We start from the raw sequence: 19,355 nt of genomic DNA, 5'->3' as shown, positions 1-19,355 counted from the left end.
CGAGTTGAGGCATTGCCTGTTCAGGCGGTGCCCGATCGGGCGGTGCGCGTTCGGGCGCTGCACGTTGAGGCGGTGCACCAGATTCCGCCTCTCCGGGCTGAGGGGTTAGGGGACGTACTGACAGTTCGTCTGCCGCGTTCTGTCAGTTCGCTGACAAAGCCGGCCGCCGATTCCATGCCGTGGGCCAGAGCCAGTGCGAGGCCGCGCCGCCCACAATCCGGGGCTACGGCTGCCCCGGCGGAAGGAGCGACTCTTGGGACGTACACGGCTGTTCGCGTTGTTTGCCCTGCTCACGCTCACCGGGTTCATCACGACGCTCGACAACACGGTCATCAACGTGGCCCTGCCGACCGTGCAGCGCGAACTGGGGCTGAGCGTCACCGACTTGGAGTGGGTGGCCAGCAGTTACGTACTCAGCTTCGGCGCGCTGCTGCTGCCCGGCGGGCGGCTGACCGATCTTTTCGGGCGCCGGTCCGTATTCACGGTCGGGGTCGTGGTCTTCACGGCGGCGTCGGCAGCCGCGGCCGTCGCGGACAGCGGTGGCACGCTGATCGCCGCCCGTACGGTGCAGGGGGTCGGGGCCGCGCTGGTGATCCCGGCGTCGCTGGCCGTGGTCGCCGTCGATCTGCCTGCGCGGCGGCGGTCGATGGCCGTCGGCCTGTGGACGGCGGCGCTCGCCGTGGCGCTGGCACTGGGACCGGTGGTCGGCGGATTCGTCACCCAACAGTGGAGCTGGGGCTGGGTGTTCGCGCTGAACGTCCCCTTCGGTATCGTCGCTCTGCTGCTGATGCCGGCCGTGCCCGCCAGGACGAAAGGGCCACCCGATTCCTCCGAACCTCGGCGCGGCGGGCTCGATCTGCCGGGTGTGCTGTTCTCCGTCCTCGCGCTGTATCTGCTGACGTACGGGCTGGTGCGCGGCACGGAGCACGGGTTCAGCGCCGCGCCCGTACCGCTGTGCCTGGCTGTCTCGGCCGTCGCCACCTGTGCGTTCCTCCTCGCGGAAGCCCGGACCAACCGCCCCCTCCTCGAACTCGGGCTGCTGCGCGACCGGTTCCTCACGGGCGGGGTGATCGCGCAGGTGCTGTGGGGCATCGGCGTGAACGGCGTCTTCTTCTTCACGGCCCTCTACCTCCAGCAGGTGCTCGGCTTCTCACCGACCAGGGCCGGGCTGGCCTTCCTCCCGCTGGCGGGCGCGCTGCTGCTCTGCACACCGCTGGCCGAGCGGGCAGCTCGCGTGTTGGGCGCCCATGTATCGATCGCGGCGGGCCTCGTCATGGTGGCGGCCGGCCTGCTGTACGTCTCGGGCACGGGCGCGCACTCCGGGTACTGGGACCTCCAGCCCGGCCTGCTACTGATCGGCGCGGGCTCGGCCCTCACCACTCCCCTGACCGTGCGCTGCCTCGCCCAAGTCCCGGACGCCCGGGCGGGCATGGCGACCGGCCTGGTGAGCGCGGCACGCGAAGTCTCCGGGGTCTTCGGGGTGGTACTGGTCGGCGTCGTCCTCACCCGCCGCGAACGCTCCGAACTGCGCGCAGGCGCAGACCCGCGCAGCGCGTTCCTGGAGGGCTACGACCTCGGCCTGCGACTCGCGGCGTGCTGCGTCCTGGCAGGCGCACTCGTCACACTGACGACACTGCACCGCCGCGGACGGCATCGACGGGTACGGCAACGGTGGATACGACCGCGCCGGGAGCCGACGCGGACCGGGACTCCCCCGGTCGCCAGGACGCTCACAGGGACACGCCCGAGGTGACGAGCCGCGCCGTGAATCCGTTCCGTTCGTAGAAGCGTATGGCGTCACCGTTGGCGGCGTAGGCGGTCACTTCCGCCTCTTGGGCCCCTTGCTCCTTCGCCCACCTGAGAAAGCCCTCCACCAGCCGCGTCCCCGTACGAGCGCCACGGTGCTCCGGGCGCACATACATGCTGACCAGGGTGGCCACCTTCACGGGCCGCATCGCCGTACCCTCCGCCACCGCCCCGGCGAGGTGGCCTACGACCTCCCCGCCTCGCTCGGCGACGAGCAGAAGCCGGCTCGGATCGTCCACGCCTGACGTGAAGCGCTCCGCACCATGTTCGAGCGGCCAGTTGATGTCGACGGTCGCATCGCGCGCGCCCGCGTCCTCGGCGGACAGGGCCGCGCTGCAGGCGACGAGCGCCGGGACGTCGTCGAGCACGGCCGGGCGTACGGCTGCATCTTCGTGATGATCAGTCATGTCTCCCGACCGTAGCGGGCGGGTCTGACAACGGGTCGCGAGGAGCTACCCCGCGTGGCAGTTCCTGGGCAGCTGTCCATGTATGATGGACACCTGTCCAGGAATTTCCAGGGCGGCAAGCCAAGCCCCCACCCCCTCAGAGGAGCCCCCATCATGCAAGCGCTCGCAAACATACTGGTCGGGCTGGTGGCTGCCCTGCACGCCTACATCCTCGTTCTGGAGATGTTTCTGTGGGAGAAGAAGCCGGGGCGGGGGCTGCACGGGTTTGAGCCGGAGATGGCTCGGGCTACCGCGGCGATGGCTGCCAATCAGGGGCTCTACAACGGGTTTCTTGCCGCAGGCCTTGTGTGGGGATTGGTTGCCGGGGATCCGACCGGGTTCCGGGCGCAGGTCTTCTTCCTGGTGTGTGTGATCGTCGCGGGGGTTTATGGAGCCGTGACCGCGAACCGCCGGATCCTGTTCGCCCAGGCACTGCCCGGCACGCTCGCCCTGATCGCCGTCCTCGTCGCCCAGTGACCCCCGCCGCCGACCCCCGAGCGGAGCGCACCCGGGCCAAGCTGCGCCGCACGCTGCTCGACGAGTGCGCGCGGCGCCCGCTGTCGGAGGTCAGCGTCGCGGCCCTGGTGCGGGGGGCCGGAGTCGGGCGGGCCACGTTCTATCTGCACTACGCCGACCTGGAGGCGCTCGCGGTCGACGCCTGCGCCGATGTCGTACGCGAGGCCGTGGACGCCCTGCACGCCTGGCGCGGGCGGCCCGACCCGAGGACCGCGCCGCCCGCGCTGCTGGCGTTCTTCGAGGACCTGCCCCCTCATGCCCCGCTCTATCGCGCCCTGTTGAGCCCGGGCGGCGGAGGCCCGCTGGGTCGCGTACTGCATCACGATCTGCGCGCCCGCAGCCAGGCCGAGCGCGAACTGGTCGGCGCGCCGGAGGCACCGCTCATCGCCTCAGCCGTGGCCGCGACCTTCGCCGGAGTCCTCGCCGACTGGCTGCACGGACTCATCGACGCCACCCCGGAGGAGATCGCCCACCGGGTGTGGCGCCTGCTCGTCACCTTGAACCTCAGCCAGTAGCCGGCAGGGGCGCCCCATCTCTCGGGAAGATGGGGCGCCCCTTGCGAAGCCGGATGCCGGCGTCAGGCGAAGGTCATCACCGGCTTGATCGCCTTGCCCGCGCCCATGTCCTGTACGGCCTGACCGATGTCCTCGAAGGCGTACTTGCTGATCAGCCGCTCCAGCGGCAGCCGGCCCTCGCGGACCAGCTTCACCAGCGCGGGTATCGCGGTCTGCGTCTCGTGGTCGCCGAGGGTGAGGCCCACCACGCGCTTGCCGCCGAGCATTCCGTTGACGTCCAGCGCGACCTCCGAGCCGAACGGCGGGGCGCCGACGATGACCGCCGTGCCGCGCGCTGCGAGCGCGTCCACGCCCTTGCGCAGGACGGCGACGCTGCCGGTGGTCTCCACGACCCCGTCGGCCCCGGCGCCGTCCGTGATCACCTGGATCGCCTCCAGGATGTCCCCGTCACCGGCGTTCACGGTGTGCGTGGCGCCCAACTCGCGGGCCAGCTCCAGCCGTTCGGCCACCAGGTCGACAGCGATCACCGTGGTCGCAGGTGTCATGGCGGCGGCCATCACCGCGGACAGACCGACCGCACCGGCCCCGAGGATCACCAGCGTGTCCCCGGTCCGGGGCGCGAGGACGTTCCACACGGCGCCCACCCCGGTCTGCACACCGCAGCCGAGCGGTGCGATGGTCTCCAGCGGTACGTCCCGGTCGACCTTGACGAGGCTGCGCTGGTCCACCAACGCCCGCTCGGCGAACGAGGACTGGCCGAAGAAGTGGCCGCCGAGGGGTTCGCCGTCGCGGCTGATCGGGCTGGTGCCGTCGGGCCGGCGCCCGCCGATCAGGTTCAACGGCAGCCAGGTGGAGCAGTAGGCCGGGTGGCCGTCGCGGCAGTTCTTGCAGCCGCCGCAGGAGGTGAAGGACATCAGGACGTGGTCGCCGGGCTCGATGCCGGTGACGTCCGAGCCGACGGCCTCGACGACGCCCGCGCCCTCGTGCCCGAGGACTCCGGGCAGCGGGAAGGGCAGACCCCCGCCGGCCACACCGAGGTCGGTGTGGCAGAGCCCGGCGGCGACCATCCGGACGAGCGCCTCGTTCGGGCGCGGTTCGTCGAGCTCGACGGTGGACAGCGTGAACGGCGCTCCCCCGGACTCGACCACGGCTGCACGAGTGGTGGACATACTCAACTCCTTACGAGAGTTACGAGAGACGAGAAGCGGGAGCGCTCAGTCGAGCGAGATGACGACGGACTTGACCTTGGTGTACGCGGCGAGCGCCTCGGGCCCGTACTCACGGCCGAAGCCGGAGGCCTTGACCCCGCCGAAGGGGACGTTGGGGTCGAGCATCGCCCAGTCGTTGACCCAGACGATGCCGGCCTCGATACGGTCGGCGACGCGGTGCGCGCGGGCGAGGTTGGTGGTCTGGATGCCCGAAGCCAGGCCGTACGGCGTGGAGTTGGCCATGGCGACGGCCTCGTCCTCGGAGTCGAAGGGCTGCACGGTGAGGACCGGGCCGAAGATCTCCTCCTGGACAACACGCGAGTCGTTGGCCAGGTCGGCGATGACCGTGGGCTTGTAGTAGAAGCCGCCGTTCAGGTCGAGGCGCTCACCGCCGCAGACGATGCGGGCGCCCTCCTTGCGGGCCAGTTCGACGTACTCCTCGACCTTCTTCAGGTGCTTCTCCCCCGCCATCGGGCCGATGACGGTCTCGGGCTGCCGGGGGTCGCCGATGGGCACGCCGGGCACGGCGTCGGCGAGGATGCCGACCACGGTGTCGTACAGCGGGCGGGCGACCAGCAGGCGCGGGCCGCCCATGCAGAACTGGCCCGTGTTGAAGACGAAGCCCTTGATGACGGCGCCGATGGCCTTCTCGAGGTCGGCGTCCTCGAAGACGATGTGGGCCGCGTTGCCGCCGAGCTCCATCGTGACCGGCTTGAGTGCCTCACCGGCGACGCTCGCCGCGTGCCGGCCGACCGCGGTGGAGCCGGTGAAGGCCACCTTGTCGATTCCGGGGTTGCGCAGCAGCGCCTCGCCGGCGACCGGTCCGCTGCCGGTGACGACGTTGTAGACGCCGTCCGGGACGCCTGCCTTCTTGAGCAGGCCGGCCATGTAGAGAGCGCTGAGCGGGGTCTCGTCGGCGGGCTTGTGCACCACCGTGTTGCCGGCCGCGAGCGCCGGGGCGATCTTCGAACCGGCAAGGATCAGCGGGAAGTTGAAGGGCGTGATCGCGGCGACCACCCCGAGCGGACCGCGCCGGGTGTAGGCGTGGGCGTTGAGCGGGGTGTCCCTGGTCGCACCGTCCAGGGTCCAGGCGAGGGAGGCGTAGTACTCGTAGTCGTTGGCCGCGTTCGTCACGTCGACGGCATGGGTCAGTGTGATCGGCTTGCCTACGTCGAGGCTCTCCAGGTTCGCGATCTCATCCGCGTTCTCCCGGATCAGCTCGGCGACCCGGTGCAGCACACGGCCCCGCTCACGGCCGCTCAGCTGGGCCCAGCCGCTGTTGTCGAAGGCGTCGCGCGCGGCGCGTACAGCCGCGTCGACGTCGGAGGCGTCGGCCTCCGCGACCGTCGTGACCACCCGGCCCGTGGACGGGTCGATCACATCCGTACGCGCCCCGCCGGACGCCTCCCGCCACTGGCCGCCGATGAACAGCTGCCCGGGCTCGCTATCGAAGGTGGTCATGGCCACTCCCCAGCCTTGTTCGCCAAGATTTCAATCAACAGGATTCCTGTTGGTTCGCAGTCTCATTACAGACAGGTTTCCTGTCAATGCCTTACGCTGACCCCATGGTCGGCACCAAGGCATCCACCAAGGCACCTCCGTCGCTCCTCTACATGATCAAACAGGTGGAACTCGTGGTGCGCTCCCACCTGGACGAGCTGCTGCGCCCGGCGGGGATCACGGCGTTGCAGTACACCTCACTCACCGTCCTGGAGCGGCACGACGGTCTGTCCGCGGCGCAGCTCGCGCGCGACTCGTTCGTCACCGCGCAGTCCGTGGCCGATGTGGTCCGGGCCCTCGAGACCCGCGGTCTGGTACGCCGCGAGCGCAACCCCCGCAACCGCCGGGAGCTCCTCATCCTTCTCACCGAGTCTGGCCGCGATCTGCTCGCCCGGCACGCCGAGCCCGTACGGGAACTCGAGGAGCGCATGGTCCGGAATCTCACCGCGCACCAGACCGAACAGTTCCGGCTGGCCTTGTCGAAGACGTGGCAGGCGCTCTCGTAACCAATGGGCGCGGAACCCCGCAAACCCAAGACATATGTCAATCGAACATGCTGGAATTCACCCCATCGGGGTCGGATCGCAGGGTGCTCCAGGGTTTTCCGGGCGGGGAACGGTGAGGTGATGTCGGCGTGCGCAACGGTACCGAGACCCTCACCCCGCAGCTGCACATCCACCGGGACCGCGGATACACCGTGCTCGAGTTCCACGGCGAGATCGACATCGTCGCGGCGCTGGACATCGTGCCGTTCCTGGACACCGCGACGGGACGTCCCGGCGCGCAGGTCGTGCTCGATCTGCGGCACATCGAGTTCCTCGACTGCTCGGGACTGCGCTTACTCCACCGGGCCCGGCTCCGGGTCCTCGACCGGGGCGGACGGCTGCGACTGGTCTGCACCCATCCGCTGGCTCTGCGCATCTTCCAGGTGACCGGTCTCGATGCGCTTCTGCCCCCAATGTCGACTCTGGACGAGGCCCTGGGGCAGTCCGAGGCCACCTCCGGTTCCGTATGACCTGCCTGTGACCCGGCCCGGAGGTGCGCCCCGGAAATCCCCGGCGGCTACTTCACGATCTTGGTGACCTGGCCGGCGCCGACCGTCCTGCCGCCCTCACGGATGGCGAACTTCAGCCCCTCCTCCATGGCGACGGGCTGGATCAGCTCGACGTTCATGGTGGTGTTGTCGCCGGGCATGACCATCTCGGTGCCCTGCGGCAGGGTCACCACGCCGGTCACATCCGTCGTACGGAAGTAGAACTGCGGACGGTAGTTGTTGAAGAACGGCGTATGCCTTCCTCCCTCGTCCTTGGACAGGATGTACGACCGCGCCTCGAACTCGGTGTGCGGAGTCACCGAGCCCGGCTTGATGATGACCTGGCCGCGCTCCACATCCTCGCGCTTCACCCCGCGCAGCAGCAGACCGCAGTTCTCCCCGGCCCGGCCCTCGTCGAGGAGCTTGCGGAACATCTCGATGCCGGTGACCGTGGTGGTGGTCTTCTCCGGCTTGATGCCGATGATGTCGACGGTCTCGTTGACCTTGAGGACACCTCGCTCGATACGGCCGGTGACGACCGTACCGCGGCCCGTGATGGTGAAGACGTCCTCGATCGGCATCAGGAACGGCTGGTCGACATCGCGTACCGGCTCGGGCACGAACTCGTCGACGGCCCTGAGGAGTTCGACGACCGACTGGCCCCACCGCTCGTCGCCCTCGAGGGCCTTGAGCGCGGAGACGCGGACGACCGGGACGTCGTCGCCCGGGAACTCGTACTCGGTGAGGAGCTCGCGCACCTCCAGTTCGACGAGTTCGAGGATCTCCTCGTCGTCCACCATGTCGGCCTTGTTCAGGGCGACGACGATGTACGGCACGCCGACCTGACGCGCGAGCAGGACGTGCTCCTTGGTCTGCGGCATCGGGCCGTCCGTGGCGGCGACGACGAGGATCGCCCCGTCCATCTGGGCCGCGCCCGTGATCATGTTCTTGATGTAGTCCGCGTGACCGGGGCAGTCGACGTGTGCGTAGTGGCGGTTCTCCGTCTGGTATTCGACATGCGCGATCGAGATCGTGATGCCGCGCTGACGTTCCTCGGGCGCCTTGTCGATCTGCTCGAACGGCGTGTACGGGTTCAGGTCGGGGAACCTGTCGTGCAGCACCTTCGTCACGGCTGCCGTGAGGGTCGTCTTACCGTGGTCAATGTGACCGATGGTCCCAATGTTCACATGCGGTTTGGTCCGCTCGAACTTCGCCTTGGACACTGCAGGCCCTCCTGATCACCTGGGTGACGCCGAGCGCGCTTGGCTTGGTCCTGTCGCCGCGTTCTTTCAGTGGAATGCGGCCTTTTCTTCAGAATACGCGGCTGGGACGAGCCTGTGACATTTTGCGGCTCCGCCGCGATGGGCCCCCGCTCGAGCGCTGCCGAGGTGGGGAGTGACCAGCCACGACCCCACCCACAGCTCCGAACCGCACCTCCGGCGGAGCGCTGAGTACGCCCTCTGTGCGCCCCGTCATCCGTCGCATTCGGCCAAGGAAGCGGTCCGGCAAGGGACTTGATGGGTATTCAACAGTCGGGAAGGAGGTCGTTCGACATGACGACGTCCCTGAAGCGCCTGCCCGGATGGGCGAAGCTCCTGAGTGCGGTGCTCCTGGTACTGGTGGTGCTCTTCGCCGGGCTGCGGCTGAGTGTGCTGCCCGGACTGGGCGATGTGTTCCGCGAGGACACCCACGACCGTTCGGGGCCCACGCTCCTCAAGTCGATCCAGGACATCAGCCGTTACGACGCCGCCTCCGGCAACTTCCAGGTGGTGGTGGATCTGGAGAAGGACGCCCGTTTCCTGCCCGACGCGCTCCGCGGCACCCGCACCCTGTACGTGGGCGCCGGCACCGTGGACGCCTACGTGGACCTCGGAAAGGTCGGCGAGAACGACGTGACGGTCAACGAGGACCGCACGTCCGCCACGCTCAACCTCCCGCACGCCGCACTGGGCAAGCCCGCCCTCGACCCCGAGCAGTCGTACGCCGTGTCCAAGCAGCGCGGTCTCCTCGACCGGCTCGGCGACATCTTCTCGGACAACCCGAACGACGAACGCGCCGTCCACCGGCTCGCCGCCCGGCACATCGGTGACGCGGCGAAGGACAGCAAACTCACCGCCCGCGCCGAGGAGAACACGACCGGCATGCTCAAGGGACTGCTGGGCTCCCTGGGCTTCAAGGAGGTGAACGTGACCTACGGGACGTGAGTCCGACTCCTCGACCCGTGCCGTCCTCAGCCGGTATGGATGCCGGGCAGGGCCAGGCCGCCCAGCAGCGCCGCGCCCGCGAGCAGCCAGGCCACGTAGTCCCCGATGTGCCCGGACTGCAGGCGGCGCAGCGGTCCGGCCCAGGCCTCGCCCGGCAGCCAGGTCCGCCGGGTGACGGCGAGCCCGGCGAGGCCCACGGCCGGCAGGGTCGAGGTCAGGCCGAGCAGCACTCCGGCCGGGGTCCAGTGGGGTGAGGCGAACGCCGCCGCTGCGCCCGCCTCGTTCACCGCGTGGTCCACGACGGTGGCGAAACCCGGCGCCACGCCGGCGGTGAACGAGGCGCCCAGCAGCACGGTGGGGACGGTCGTCATCGTGTCCGGTACGCGCCTGAGCCGCCGCCGGGTCTCGGGCGGCTCGCCGGCGCCGGTCGTCTCGTACGAGGCGTGTTCCTCGGGTTTCGGACCGAGCCCGAGGAACACCCGCGCGGCGACCCGTAGCACGGCGGCCGCGGTCACCGTCGACACGGCCACGTACAGCACGGTCAGCGCGGGCCCGGCCGCCTCCTCGGTGAGCGCCTTGCCCAGTGCGGTGCCGAAGGGCGGCAGTCCGGCCAGGCCCGGCGCGCCGACGACGAAGAGCACCGCGACACCGCGCAGTTCCCGGGCGCGCCCGTGCAGCGCGTACTCGTCGACGCTGCCGAACCGGTCGAGGACGATGCCCGCGCAGGCGAAGAGGGCGGCCTTCACTCCGGCGTGGCCGAGGATGTAGAGCGCGACTCCGCCGTCCGACGCCGGGGTGAGGACGCCCCGACGCCGGTGAGGAACAGCCCTATGTGGGCGACCGTCGAGTACGCCAGCAGGCGTTTGATGTGCCGCTGGTACCAGCACATCACCGCGCCGACCACCCCTGTCAGCACGCCCAGCACCAGCAGCACACGCTGAAGGTCCGCCGCCGGGATGCCGCCCGGGCCCGCGAAGACGTCCCCGTACACCCGCCAGACCCCGAACACGCCGAGTTCGACCATCACGCCGGACATCAGCATGCACAAAAGTGCCGTACGGGAGCAGCGTGTCGGCGAGGAAGGCCGTGCCGGCCAGCACTCCCGCGAGCCCCAGCACCAGATACGCGGACGCCGCGAGCGCGTCGCCGACCTCGTACAGGCCGACCGGCCGGATCCGCTCCAGGGCGCGGTAGTCGGCGCCGAGGTACAGCAGGTGCAGGGCGGTCGCGGCGACCACGCCGCCCTGGAAGCCGCCGCCGGGGCTGAGCTGTCCGTGGGCGATGACGTACAGGCCGGTGAGGAGGGCCACCGGGAGCGTGAGGAGCGCGTAGCGGCGTACGGGGACGGCCACTTGCGCGGGTGCCGGGTGGGCGCGGTGTTCCTCGCGGGTCTGGCGGAGCAGCACGACGGTGCCCAGGACCGCCGAGAAGAGGATGGTCATCTCGCCCAAGGTGTCGAAGGCCCGCTGGTCGAAGATGACGGACGACACCGTGTTGGCGGTCTGCCGGGCCAGCGACTCGCGTACCGCCCGGTCCCCGTAGGGGTGTTGGTCGCCGCCGAAGCCGGGCAGTTCCAGGCAGGCGGCGACGAGGAGCACCGCGAGGCCCCCGCCGCAGACGGCGAGGATCCACAGCCGTACGCGCCTGGTCATTCCGTACGCCCCTTCCGCTGCCGTCGCACCTTGCGCACCGAGAGGAGGAGCAGCAGTGGGGTGAGGGCCGATCCGACGGCGAGTTGGGAGAGGGCCACGTCGGGGGCCTGGAGCACGGTGAACAGCAGGGCGAGCGCGACGCCGAGCACGGCGAGGACCAGGGCCTGGCTTACGGGATCGCGGACCGCGACGGCGGCGGTCGCGGTGGCGGCGACCAGCAGCAGGGCGACGACGATCACCGCGTCAGCCATGGCGGTCCTCGCCCTTGGGCATGCCGTGGGCCAGCGCCCGGGAGGCGACGAGGGTGCCGCCGATCAACAGCGCGCCCGTCACCAGGAGTTTCGCCATGGCCCGGCCCGGTCCGGTGGCCACGCACGCCGCGAGGACGACCGCCGCGCCGAAGCCGACGGCCCGCCAGGTGAGCGCCCGGGCGCGGGGCGGATCCTCGTCCAGGTCCTCGGCGAGCAGCCGGGCGAAGACGAGGGTGCCGACGGGGCCCAGGAGGGCGAGGACCAGGGCGATATCGACGTACGACGGCCTGCCGTAGCCCTGGGCGAGCAGCAGCAGGGCGGAGCAGAACAGCGTCGTGGACAGGTTCTGTGCGATGACCCGGCGCCGCAACGGGCCCGTGGCCACGCCCCACACCACCGCCGCGCCTCCCCCGGCGAGCGCGGCCGTCGCCGTGACGGTCCAGCCGTTCATTCCGCGTCCACCGCCCGGCGCGCGGCACGCGCGGCGACGGCGCCGACGAGGGCGACGCCCGCACCCACCACCAACTCCAGGGCGTCCACGGTGGTGATGAACACCAGCCAGAGAACGGCCAGGGCGGCCCACCAGGCGAGGACTTCGGACACGGCGCGGATCAGAGTCGTACGTCGCGTCATGCGCACCACCTCCGAACCGCTGACCCTTTTCACCTGATATATCCGACACGTCATCCAAACACCGCCGGAGTGCCGTCCGGCGACGGCGCGCGACGGGTTTGTGGCCGGAGCGCCCCTGTAGTGCGGAGGAAAACTCGATGTGACGTGTTCGGTCGCGGTCGTCGGCATCGTCGACCGTTTCGCGGGTAACTGTCTTTGTTGAAGCGTCAGTTGAACGCTGGAGGGTTGCATGGCCCGTGCCCCGAAGTCACGTTCGAGCACCCCGAAATCAGGCTCAAGCACCCCGAAGTCCCGCTCAGGGACCCCGAAATCCCGCTCAAGCGCCTCAAAGGCTCGCTCGAGCACCGCGAAGTCCCGCTCCCGTACGTCCCGTACGGCGAAATCGGGCCGTAAGCCGGCGCCCGCACCGAGCGGCCGACGTCCCCTGCCGCTGGTCGTACGCCTGCTGGTGCTGCTGGTCGCCGTCGCCGCCATGGTGGCGTTCGCCGCCGCGCTGGCCCAGATCACGCTCCAGCCGTCGCCCGCCTCAGAGGCGCTGACGCACACCAATCTGCGCCCGGGCCGCTCCCTGCGGGCCTACCTGGACCAGCCCGAACTCCGCGACGCGGCCAGGCAGATCGGCGGCAACCTCCTCCTCGGCGTCCCCTTCGGGATCCTGCTGCCCGTGGTGCTCCCCCGGGCGCGCGGCATCCTGCGGGTGCTCACGCTGACCGCGGCGGTGATGCTGCTCGTCGAGCTGGTGCAGGGGGCGATGGTCACCGGGCGCGCCTTCGACATCGATGACGTACTGCTCAACACCACCGGGGCGATGGTTGGTTATCTGCTCCTCGGCAGGCGGATGGGCCGGGCCGTGCACCCGCGTAAGCCCAAGGGCACGGCCTGAACCATGTCCGGTTCGCTCGCCTCGCGACGGCTAGACCAGTGCCTTCGCGAGGAGGGCGGCGGTCTTGGCGACGAGTGGTTCGTCCATCGGGGTGTCGGATTCGGTGTCGGGCTTCGTGGACAGTACGGCCAGCACGACCGGGGCCCCGTCCGGTGTCCAGGCGATGCCCGCGTCGTTGGTGGTGCCGTACTTGCCGGTGCCCGTCTTGTCGCCGAGGGCCCAGTCCTCGGGCAGGCCCGCGCGGAAGCGGTTCGTGCTGGTGGTGTTGGCGAGCAGCCACGCGGTCAGCTGCCGCCGGTCCGGGGCGTGAGGCCGTCGCCGAGGGCGAGCTTCGCTCAGGTGCGCCCGATGGCGGACGGGCTTGAGGTGTCCGTCACGCGCCCTGGTTCGGCGGCTGGGGCGTACTGCTAAGAACTCCACGTGCACTGTCTCCTCGTAACGATGATCAGTGTTCGCAGATGCAGATTCCCCGCCGGTGCCGCCCGGTTCCCTCACTCAGGCCGTGTCGTGGGCCACACCGGACGCTCTCAGTGGATCTTCCACGTGTGTTTGTCGCCGCCTACCCAGCGGACAGCCTCCGGGTCGTCGGCGTCGTGCACCGGGACGCCGTACGCCGCGGCGGCGACCAGGACGTCGGTGAAGGACTTGGCCTCGCCTATGACGGCGCCGTCGATCTTCACGATGCGGAAGGGCGGATTCCCAGGCTGGACGCCCAGCACCATGATCCGCGGGTGCGAAATGTAGGGGCTTGCGATTTCAGTCATGATCCCACCAGTTCCACACGCCGGTCGCCGACAGCCTGCCGGGGCGGCGATGTCAGTCGTGGCACTCGGCTGCGCCGATAGGCCAGGTGGCCGAAAGAGGGTCGCACTTCATGGTGGCACAGCGGGGCTCCGGTGGCCGCTGTGCGGAGCCGTCCGGGTGGCGCGACTCTGGTGACATGGAACCGGCCGAGGCCCTGGACCGGATCGCTTTCCTGCTGGAGCGGTCCCAGGCACCCACGTATCGCGTACGGGCGTTCCGCACGGCGGCGAACGCGGTCGCCGCGCTGCCCTCCGAAGAAGTGGTCAAGAGGGCGGCCACCGGATCGCTGGAGTCGCTGAAGGGCGTCGGGCCGAAGACCGCACAGGTGGTGCGGGAGGCGCTGGCAGGCCAGGTGCCGGGGTATCTGGAGCGGCTGGAGCAGGAGGCGCCGGATCCGCGCGCGCAGGGCGGTGAGCGGCTGCGTGCGTTGCTGCGTGGCGACTGCCATCTGCATTCGACATGGTCGGACGGAGGGAGTCCGATCGAGGAGATGGGGCGGGCGGCGGCCCGGCTCGGGCACGAGTGGGCGGTGCTCACCGACCACTCGCCGAGCCTCACGATCGCGCGTGGGCTGTCCCCGGAGCGGCTGCGGGAGCAGCTCGACGTGGTGGCGGAACTCAACGCGCGCTGGGCTCCGTTCCGGCTGCTCACCGGCATCGAGTGCGACATCCTCGAGGACGGTTCGCTGGACCAGGAACCCGAGTTGCTGGACCGGCTCGACGTCGTGGTGGTCTCGGTGCACTCGAAGTTGCGGATGAAGGCGGCGGCGATGACGCGCCGTATGGTCGCCGCCGTACGCGATCCGCACTCCGACGTGCTCGGGCACTGCACCGGCCGGCTCGTCGGCGGGCGCGGGCGGCCGGAGTCGGAGTTCGACGCGGACGCGGTCTTCGCGGCCTGCGCCGAGTCGGGGACGGCGCTCGAGATCAACTGCCGTCCCGAACGGCTCGATCCACCGCGCCGGCTGCTGCGCCGGGCGGTCGACGCTGACGTGCTGTTCTCCGTGGACACCGACGCGCACGCGCCCGGCCAGCTGGACTGGCAGGGGTACGGGTGCGCGCGGGCCGAGGAGTGCGGGGTCCCCGCCGAGCGCGTGGTCAACACCTGGTCAGCGGACGAGCTGCTGGCGTGGACGCGGCATCGGGATGTGCCGGGCGGCGTGACCTCGTAGCACCGAGGCGGCCCGGATGCGCGGTACCGAGGAGGCCGGGAGGCGTGCGCGTCCCGCTTCTCCGGTTACTCGGCCCGGATGATCCGTCTGACCGAGGCCAAGGACCGGGTGGGGAACGAGATGCGGACCGTGGCCGAGGCCGCGCGGCGGGCGGCGCGCGGGCCGGGCAGGGAACGCGACCTCCTCGTTCAGTCGCTCAAGGCCGCCGCGGCGGCGCTGCTCGCGTGGACCGTGGCGGACGAATGGCTCGGCGATCCGATGGCGCTGATGGCGCCCTGGGTGGCCGTGGTCCTGGTGCAGGCCACCGTGTACAGCTCGCTGCGGCAGGCGGCCCAGCAGTTCGCGGCGATCTGCGTCGGCACGCTGCTGGCCTCGGCGGCACAGGTCCTCACGGGCAACATCCTGGCCGCTCTCGCACTGTCCGTCCCGGTGCTGATGCTGCTGGCCAACTGGCGCCGCTTCGGCGACCAGGGCATTTACGCCACGACCACCGCTCTGTTCACCCTCGCCTCGGAAACCGTGACGACCTCCGCGATCAGCCACCGGGTCGCTCAGGCCGCGCTCGGGGCCGTCATAGGGGTCGCCGTCAACGCCTTGGTCCTGCCGCCGGTCCACCTGCGCGACGTACGCGAGAACCTGGCGGCTCTCGCGCAGGAGACCGGCGACGTACTGGCCGATATCGCCGAGGACCTGCGGCACGACGACTGGGACGCCTCGAACGCCGCACACTGGTCGCGCGCCTCCGCCCGTCTGGCGCGCCGGCTCGACGATCTGCGGGCGGCCAGGGGCTGGAGCCAGGAGAGCCTGCGGCTCACGACGGACTGGCTGAGGGCGTTCCACCGGGTGCCGCTGGATGTTCCGGCGGCGGACGAGGACGAGCGGTGGAGCAGGATCACCGGGCATGTGGCGGCGCTGATCCGGGCCCTGGCGGTCTCGGTCGACGGTGAGCGGACCGCCGGCCCGCCGGACGGGGCGGCCCTGCACCGCTACGCCCGGCTGCTCGCCCTGCTCGGGGAGGCCTGCCACCGCGAGAGCCGGTGGCTGCTGGAGCTGGGCGGACGCCGGGACGATGCGGAGGCGTACGGTACGGACCGCCGGGCGGAGGCGACGATGCGGGAGCTGCACGAGGCGCTGCAGACCAGCCTGCGCGACCACGCCGGCCTGGGCGCACCCCGCGCCGCCGTCCTGGGCACCCTGCTGCTCCAGGCCGAGAACATCTGGGCAGAGACGGAAGGGCCGGGCCCGGCGCGTCGCTCGTGACGCATATCACGGTTGACCTGCGCGAACCAGGGAACACTGACCAGTAGTTTGCCGTTAAATAAGTCGTGGGGCCCCGACCGTGATTCCCCCGTCCGGTCGGGGTCCCTTTCCGTTGCCAGGGCTCAGTCGAGTGCGTCCAGGGCAGCCGTCAGCTCCGGAGCGACGGCGTCCCGGATCCAGGACTGCCGCTCGTCGATCTGGGCTCGGGGGACTATCTCGATGTGCATGATCAGGTAGAGGTAGCTGCGGTAGAGGGCGAGGCGTCGACGGGCTGCCGACGTGAACTCGGCTTTGCCGCCCGCCTCTTGATATCCCTTCAGGAACGCCTCGTCCTTCTCGATGTCACCGAGCAGCGCGAGCGAGACGAAGTCCGCCAGCGGATCGCCCCAGAACATGCGCTCGCCGTCGATCAGCCCGCCGATCCGTGGTGCCGCGCCGCCCTCCGGACGCTCGACCAGGATGTTCCCGTCCCACAGGTCGAAGTGCACGAGGCGCGGCTCCGAGACCTCGTCGAGCGCGTCGTACGCGGCCTTGGCCGACCGGGCGATCTCGTCCACGGGCCGGGGCAGCCACGCCGCGTAGCGGCGGGCGTCATCCAGAACGGCGTCGTAGATCGTGGTGAAGGCCGTACGCCAGTCGCCGGCCAACGGCCCGAGGGCACCGGACGGGTACCCGAACCCGGGTCCAGTCACCCGGTGAAGCCGGGCGACCTGGCGCCCCAACTCCCCACGAAGGCCTGCCCGTTCGCCGTCCGTGACGGAGGAGTCCCACGGTTCACCCGGGCACGCCGTCATCAGCAGATACCGCCCCGTGGACGCGGCTCCGTCGAAACAGACGCCCACCACATGCGGCGCGGCCACGTCGACGGTGGCGGCGGCGCGGTAGAACTCCGCCTCGGAGACGAGCAGTTCACGTTCGTGACGCATACCGGGGTCGGTGGGCGGGGGCGGAACCTTCAGTACGTAACGACTGCCGTCGTCGAGCAGCAGCTCCTCGACGAGGTTGTACGTTCCCCCGTCCATCGACCGGCACCGGACAAGCCGCTCCCCCGGCACCCCGACCGCCTCGAGCACCCGCCGAGCCCGCGCCTCCGACATCCTGCCCCCACCCAGTTGATGATCCGGCCTACGGTTCAGGTACAGCGTACGGGGCCGGAAACCCATTAGCTCTCGCCGAAACGGCTATGTAGCGTAGGTACAAACCTAGGCACCCTAGGTTCTTCACCTGGCCCGACCGGCTCTCCGGCAGCCCGATTCCCCACAAGGACCCCCACGATGCGACCACTCACCGAGCAGGACATACGCACCTCGTTCATCAACTGCTCCAAGGGAGAGGCGAAACGTCTCGCGATACCGCGTGACCTCGCCGAACGCCCGTGGCACGACCTCGACTTCCTCGGCTGGCGAGATCCGGGAGCGCCCGACCGCAGCTACCTCGTCACCGAGCGCGAGGACCGGCTCGTCGGCGTCACCCTGCGCTTCCCGTCTTCCCAGCGCGGCTTCCTGCACCGCAGCATGTGCTCCCTGTGCATGACGACCCACCCGGGCAACGGCGTCTCTCTGATGACGGCGCGCAAAGCGGGCGCGGCCGGACGCGAGGGCAACTCCGTCGGCGTGTACATGTGCGCCGACCTGGCCTGCTCGCTGTACGTACGCGGCAAGAAGATCCCGGAGTCCGGACTCCGTATCGAGGAAAGCCTCACGGTGGAGCAGCAGATCGCCCGGGCTACGGGCAATCTCTCCGCTTTCCTGGACAAGCTGTACACATAGGGGGCCTGTCCCGGCCTGCCGACCGGCCTGTGTCACCGTCGGACACGTTCGGTGGGGCTACGGAACGGGAAGTGGCGAGAGATGCGGGATGTACGTGAGGCATGGGCCGCCGGCGCGGTCCGGGTCGCGAAGTGGCGCCAGGAGCCCGTTTTCGTCCAGACGGTGCGGTCGGCCGCGGCCGCGACGATCGCGTACGTGGTCGCGCTGCAGTTCAGCCCGGAGGTGGCACCGCTCACCGCTCCGCTGACCGCACTCCTCGTCGTCCAGGTGACCCTCTACTCCACGCTCACCACGGGCGTGCGCCGAGTGAACTCCGTGGTGGCGGGCGTGCTGCTCGCCATCGCGTTCAGTGCCATCGTCGGACTCACCTGGTGGAGCCTCGGTCTGCTGATCCTCGCCTCGCTGGCCGTCGGCCATCTGGTGCGGGTGAGCGAGTTCGTGCCCGAGGTGGCGATCAGCGCGATGCTGGTCCTCGGCGTCACCAGAGTCGGTGACACGGCCTGGGCGCGAGTGCTGGAGACCTTCATCGGAGCCGTGGTCGGGCTCGGCTTCAATCTGCTCTTCGCTCCCCCGGTGTGGGTGGTCGCGGCCGGGGAGTCCATCGAGGATCTGGCGCGCCGGATGCGGCAGTTGATGCTGCTGGTCGGCGAGGAGGCGGGCGGGCGCACCCCCGTGGCGTACGCGGCGGAACGCCTGTACGAGGCCCGTCGCCTCGACCACGACATCGTCGAGGTGGACGCGGCCCTCAAGCAGGCCGAGGACAGCCTGAAGCTCAACCCCCGGGTACGCGAAGGGCTGCTGCACCGTGTCGTCCTGCGGACCGGGCTCGACACGCTGGAGATCTGCACGGTGGTCCTGCGGGTGCTCGCCCGCAGCCTCACCGACCTGGCCAAGCTGCGTGAGCCCGAGCCGCTGTTCGAGCGCGAGACCGGCGCCACGGTCGAGCAGCTGCTGGGCGAGGTCGGTGACGCCGTGGTCAGCTTCGCCGTCCTGGTCACCTCCGACGTCAGCCGCAGCGCGGAGTCCGCGGAGGCCCGGCTCGCCACCGAACTGGCCTCGGCGACCGCCACCCGCGACAAACTGGCCCAGCTCATGCTCGACGAGGTCCAGCGGGACGCGCGCCAGTGGCAGCTGCACGGCGCGGTGCTCACCGAGGTCACCCGGATCCTCGACGAACTCGACATGGAGCACCGCTCCGACCGGCTCCTGGAGGAGCTGGACCGCTGCACGCGCGAGCAGCGCGAACGCCTGCCCAGCCTGGCCCGCCTGCGCCGCGGTCTGCGCAAGCTCCGGCGGAAGCCCCGTACCGCCCCGGATCGAGCTGCCTGACCAGCCACCACTCGGAGCCGCATTTGCCCCGCGCCGCCGCGAGCGGTCAAGGTGGCTGTCACGGCCGAGGCGAGCGAGACCAGAGGTGCGGGCAATGATCAAGGGTGCGGAACCGGCACGAGGCGTGCTCGGCAGGCGCCGTTTCGTCGGGGCGCTCGCGGCGGTCGCGGTGACGGGCCCGGCCGGCTGCGGCACCCAGGACACGCAGGACCGCCCTGAGGCCGGCACCGCCTCCACCCCCGCGCGCGCCGCGTCCACGGGGTCCGCGGGCGTCAGGCGCCGGTGGGCGGTGGGAGCGGTATGGGTCGGCCGGGTCCTCGGCACGCCCAGCAGCTCGCGGTAGCAGGCGTCGAGGCGGGCGCACATGTCCTCTGG

At 70.4% G+C, this 19,355-nt stretch carries 22 protein-coding genes and 2 pseudogenes; 12 read left to right on the top strand and 12 right to left on the bottom strand.

All coding sequences use genetic code 11. The features are described from left to right. Nucleotides 1-253: 253 nt before the first annotated feature. The gene (locus G6048_RS20135) at nt 254-1,753 is read left to right on the top strand and encodes an MFS transporter (RefSeq protein WP_165340954.1); all 1,500 of its coding nucleotides are present in this window, start codon (nt 254-256) and stop codon (nt 1,751-1,753) included. Here the strand turns inward: G6048_RS20135 and G6048_RS20130 are convergent. Continuing rightward, a complete protein-coding gene (locus G6048_RS20130) occupies nt 1,731-2,213 on the bottom strand; it encodes a GNAT family N-acetyltransferase (RefSeq protein WP_165340953.1) in 483 nt (160 codons plus the stop codon). The two genes, G6048_RS20135 and G6048_RS20130, sit on opposite strands and share 23 nt — an antisense overlap. A gap of 153 nt (nt 2,214-2,366) precedes the next feature. On the opposite strand from G6048_RS20130, the gene G6048_RS20125 reads away from it, so the two are divergent. Both G6048_RS20125 and G6048_RS20120 read left to right on the top strand, forming a co-directional pair. After that, a complete protein-coding gene (locus G6048_RS20125; RefSeq protein ID WP_165340952.1) occupies nt 2,367-2,729 on the top strand; it encodes a DUF1304 domain-containing protein in 363 nt (120 codons plus the stop codon). Continuing rightward, nucleotides 2,726-3,283: a TetR/AcrR family transcriptional regulator gene (locus G6048_RS20120; RefSeq protein ID WP_165340951.1), complete on the top strand. Its 558-nt coding sequence runs from the start codon at nt 2,726-2,728 to the stop codon at nt 3,281-3,283. The genes G6048_RS20125 and G6048_RS20120 overlap by 4 nt, the downstream gene beginning before the upstream one ends. 62 nt (nt 3,284-3,345) lie before the next feature. Here the strand turns inward: G6048_RS20120 and G6048_RS20115 are convergent, their stop codons facing one another. Together G6048_RS20115 and G6048_RS20110 are read right to left on the bottom strand one after the other, a co-directional pair. Then, entirely contained in the window at nt 3,346-4,452 is a 1,107-nt protein-coding gene (locus G6048_RS20115) for an NAD(P)-dependent alcohol dehydrogenase (protein WP_165340950.1), read from the bottom strand. 45 nt (nt 4,453-4,497) lie between these two features. After that, on the bottom strand, nt 4,498-5,952 hold the full coding sequence (locus G6048_RS20110; RefSeq protein WP_165340949.1) for an aldehyde dehydrogenase family protein: 1,455 nt from the start codon (nt 5,950-5,952) through the stop codon (nt 4,498-4,500). A gap of 104 nt (nt 5,953-6,056) precedes the next feature. Between G6048_RS20110 and G6048_RS20105 the strand changes: the two genes are divergently transcribed. Both G6048_RS20105 and G6048_RS20100 read left to right on the top strand, forming a co-directional pair. Beyond that, nucleotides 6,057-6,497, top strand: a complete 441-nt coding sequence (locus G6048_RS20105) for a MarR family winged helix-turn-helix transcriptional regulator (RefSeq protein ID WP_165340948.1) — start codon at nt 6,057-6,059, stop codon at nt 6,495-6,497. Between the two features lie 128 nt (nt 6,498-6,625). Next, the gene (locus G6048_RS20100) at nt 6,626-7,006 is read left to right on the top strand and encodes an anti-sigma factor antagonist (RefSeq protein ID WP_165340947.1); all 381 of its coding nucleotides are present in this window, start codon (nt 6,626-6,628) and stop codon (nt 7,004-7,006) included. A gap of 47 nt (nt 7,007-7,053) precedes the next feature. Here G6048_RS20100 and tuf read toward each other — a convergent pair whose 3' ends face one another. Continuing rightward, nucleotides 7,054-8,247 (bottom strand): elongation factor Tu, encoded by a 1,194-nt coding sequence (tuf, locus tag G6048_RS20095; RefSeq protein ID WP_165340946.1) that lies wholly within the window; start codon nt 8,245-8,247, stop codon nt 7,054-7,056. 330 nt (nt 8,248-8,577) lie between these two features. Here tuf and G6048_RS20090 point away from each other — a divergent pair, with 330 nt between their 5' ends. Continuing rightward, the gene (locus tag G6048_RS20090) at nt 8,578-9,228 is read left to right on the top strand and encodes a DUF4230 domain-containing protein (RefSeq protein ID WP_165340945.1); all 651 of its coding nucleotides are present in this window, start codon (nt 8,578-8,580) and stop codon (nt 9,226-9,228) included. Between the two features lie 742 nt (nt 9,229-9,970). Here G6048_RS20090 and G6048_RS51440 read toward each other — a convergent pair. The 5 genes and pseudogenes from G6048_RS51440 to G6048_RS20065 form a co-directional block, all read right to left on the bottom strand. Continuing rightward, nucleotides 9,971-10,252: a proton-conducting transporter transmembrane domain-containing protein gene (locus tag G6048_RS51440; protein WP_328826461.1), complete on the bottom strand. Its 282-nt coding sequence runs from the start codon at nt 10,250-10,252 to the stop codon at nt 9,971-9,973. A 22-nt stretch (nt 10,253-10,274) separates the two neighbouring features. Continuing rightward, nucleotides 10,275-10,880 (bottom strand): annotated as a pseudogene (gene mbhE, locus G6048_RS51435) (hydrogen gas-evolving membrane-bound hydrogenase subunit E); the annotation flags it as partial. Next, nucleotides 10,877-11,131, bottom strand: coding sequence for a Na(+)/H(+) antiporter subunit B (locus G6048_RS20075; protein WP_165340944.1), 255 nt, complete (start codon nt 11,129-11,131; stop codon nt 10,877-10,879). The gene G6048_RS20075 and the pseudogene mbhE, both read right to left, overlap by 4 nt. Further along, nucleotides 11,124-11,582 carry an MrpF/PhaF family protein gene (locus G6048_RS20070; RefSeq protein ID WP_165340943.1) on the bottom strand — a complete coding sequence of 153 codons (459 nt, stop codon included), beginning with the start codon at nt 11,580-11,582 and terminating at the stop codon, nt 11,124-11,126. Before G6048_RS20070 ends, G6048_RS20075 begins: the two co-directional genes overlap by 8 nt. Then, nucleotides 11,579-11,764 carry a hypothetical protein gene (locus G6048_RS20065; RefSeq protein WP_165340942.1) on the bottom strand — a complete coding sequence of 62 codons (186 nt, stop codon included), beginning with the start codon at nt 11,762-11,764 and terminating at the stop codon, nt 11,579-11,581. Before G6048_RS20065 ends, G6048_RS20070 begins: the two co-directional genes overlap by 4 nt. A gap of 229 nt (nt 11,765-11,993) precedes the next feature. Here G6048_RS20065 and G6048_RS20060 point away from each other — a divergent pair, with 229 nt between their 5' ends. Next, nucleotides 11,994-12,647 (top strand): VanZ family protein, encoded by a 654-nt coding sequence (locus tag G6048_RS20060; protein ID WP_165340941.1) that lies wholly within the window; start codon nt 11,994-11,996, stop codon nt 12,645-12,647. Nucleotides 12,648-12,677: 30 nt separating this feature from the next. On the opposite strand, the pseudogene G6048_RS20055 reads toward G6048_RS20060, so the two are convergent. Both G6048_RS20055 and G6048_RS20050 read right to left on the bottom strand, forming a co-directional pair. Beyond that, nucleotides 12,678-13,042: pseudogene (locus G6048_RS20055) on the bottom strand (serine hydrolase); the annotation flags it as partial. A gap of 132 nt (nt 13,043-13,174) precedes the next feature. After that, the gene (locus G6048_RS20050) at nt 13,175-13,411 is read right to left on the bottom strand and encodes a hypothetical protein (RefSeq protein ID WP_165340940.1); all 237 of its coding nucleotides are present in this window, start codon (nt 13,409-13,411) and stop codon (nt 13,175-13,177) included. Nucleotides 13,412-13,587: 176 nt separating this feature from the next. On the opposite strand from G6048_RS20050, the gene G6048_RS20045 reads away from it, so the two are divergent. Both G6048_RS20045 and G6048_RS20040 read left to right on the top strand, forming a co-directional pair. After that, nucleotides 13,588-14,622 (top strand): PHP domain-containing protein, encoded by a 1,035-nt coding sequence (locus G6048_RS20045; RefSeq protein ID WP_165340939.1) that lies wholly within the window; start codon nt 13,588-13,590, stop codon nt 14,620-14,622. Nucleotides 14,623-14,700: 78 nt separating this feature from the next. Continuing rightward, complete coding sequence (locus tag G6048_RS20040; RefSeq protein ID WP_206341817.1) at nt 14,701-15,882, top strand: FUSC family protein; 1,182 nt, start codon at nt 14,701-14,703, stop codon at nt 15,880-15,882. Between the two features lie 122 nt (nt 15,883-16,004). Here G6048_RS20040 and G6048_RS20035 read toward each other — a convergent pair whose 3' ends face one another. Further along, complete coding sequence (locus tag G6048_RS20035) at nt 16,005-16,979, bottom strand: phosphotransferase family protein (RefSeq protein ID WP_165340938.1); 975 nt, start codon at nt 16,977-16,979, stop codon at nt 16,005-16,007. 177 nt (nt 16,980-17,156) lie between these two features. Between G6048_RS20035 and G6048_RS20030 the strand changes: the two genes are divergently transcribed. The 3 genes from G6048_RS20030 (at nt 17,157) to G6048_RS20020 (ending at nt 19,323) form a co-directional block, all read left to right on the top strand. Beyond that, entirely contained in the window at nt 17,157-17,651 is a 495-nt protein-coding gene (locus G6048_RS20030; RefSeq protein ID WP_165340937.1) for an FBP domain-containing protein, read from the top strand. A gap of 81 nt (nt 17,652-17,732) precedes the next feature. Further along, the gene (locus tag G6048_RS20025) at nt 17,733-18,980 is read left to right on the top strand and encodes an FUSC family protein (RefSeq protein ID WP_165340936.1); all 1,248 of its coding nucleotides are present in this window, start codon (nt 17,733-17,735) and stop codon (nt 18,978-18,980) included. 94 nt (nt 18,981-19,074) lie between these two features. After that, nucleotides 19,075-19,323 (top strand): hypothetical protein, encoded by a 249-nt coding sequence (locus tag G6048_RS20020; protein WP_165340935.1) that lies wholly within the window; start codon nt 19,075-19,077, stop codon nt 19,321-19,323. Nucleotides 19,324-19,355 lie beyond the last annotated feature (32 nt).

It is taken from the genome of Streptomyces ureilyticus (assembly GCF_011045025.1).
In the GTDB taxonomy this organism is placed as follows: domain Bacteria; phylum Actinomycetota; class Actinomycetes; order Streptomycetales; family Streptomycetaceae; genus Streptomyces; species Streptomyces ureilyticus.
Note: the sequence above shows the minus strand (reverse complement) of the source record. Positions and strands in the feature narration are given on the sequence as shown.

Excerpts from the sequence above, each read along its gene's own strand:
- G6048_RS20130 (WP_165340953.1), bottom strand. The coding sequence starts at position 2,213 with ATGACTGATCATCACGAAGATGCAGCCGTACGCCCGGCCGTGCTCGAC.
- G6048_RS20125 (WP_165340952.1), top strand. The coding sequence starts at position 2,367 with ATGCAAGCGCTCGCAAACATACTGGTCGGGCTGGTGGCTGCCCTGCAC.
- G6048_RS20115 (WP_165340950.1), bottom strand. The coding sequence starts at position 4,452 with ATGTCCACCACTCGTGCAGCCGTGGTCGAGTCCGGGGGAGCGCCGTTC.
- G6048_RS20110 (WP_165340949.1), bottom strand. The coding sequence starts at position 5,952 with ATGACCACCTTCGATAGCGAGCCCGGGCAGCTGTTCATCGGCGGCCAG.
- G6048_RS20105 (WP_165340948.1), top strand. The coding sequence starts at position 6,057 with ATGGTCGGCACCAAGGCATCCACCAAGGCACCTCCGTCGCTCCTCTAC.
- G6048_RS20090 (WP_165340945.1), top strand. The coding sequence starts at position 8,578 with ATGACGACGTCCCTGAAGCGCCTGCCCGGATGGGCGAAGCTCCTGAGT.
- G6048_RS51440 (WP_328826461.1), bottom strand. The coding sequence starts at position 10,252 with ATGGTCGAACTCGGCGTGTTCGGGGTCTGGCGGGTGTACGGGGACGTC.
- G6048_RS20075 (WP_165340944.1), bottom strand. The coding sequence starts at position 11,131 with ATGGCTGACGCGGTGATCGTCGTCGCCCTGCTGCTGGTCGCCGCCACC.
- G6048_RS20070 (WP_165340943.1), bottom strand. The coding sequence starts at position 11,582 with ATGAACGGCTGGACCGTCACGGCGACGGCCGCGCTCGCCGGGGGAGGC.
- G6048_RS20065 (WP_165340942.1), bottom strand. The coding sequence starts at position 11,764 with ATGACGCGACGTACGACTCTGATCCGCGCCGTGTCCGAAGTCCTCGCC.
- G6048_RS20060 (WP_165340941.1), top strand. The coding sequence starts at position 11,994 with ATGGCCCGTGCCCCGAAGTCACGTTCGAGCACCCCGAAATCAGGCTCA.
- G6048_RS20050 (WP_165340940.1), bottom strand. The coding sequence starts at position 13,411 with ATGACTGAAATCGCAAGCCCCTACATTTCGCACCCGCGGATCATGGTG.
- G6048_RS20045 (WP_165340939.1), top strand. The coding sequence starts at position 13,588 with ATGGAACCGGCCGAGGCCCTGGACCGGATCGCTTTCCTGCTGGAGCGG.
- G6048_RS20040 (WP_206341817.1), top strand. The coding sequence starts at position 14,701 with ATGATCCGTCTGACCGAGGCCAAGGACCGGGTGGGGAACGAGATGCGG.
- G6048_RS20035 (WP_165340938.1), bottom strand. The coding sequence starts at position 16,979 with ATGTCGGAGGCGCGGGCTCGGCGGGTGCTCGAGGCGGTCGGGGTGCCG.
- G6048_RS20030 (WP_165340937.1), top strand. The coding sequence starts at position 17,157 with ATGCGACCACTCACCGAGCAGGACATACGCACCTCGTTCATCAACTGC.
- G6048_RS20025 (WP_165340936.1), top strand. The coding sequence starts at position 17,733 with ATGCGGGATGTACGTGAGGCATGGGCCGCCGGCGCGGTCCGGGTCGCG.
- G6048_RS20020 (WP_165340935.1), top strand. The coding sequence starts at position 19,075 with ATGATCAAGGGTGCGGAACCGGCACGAGGCGTGCTCGGCAGGCGCCGT.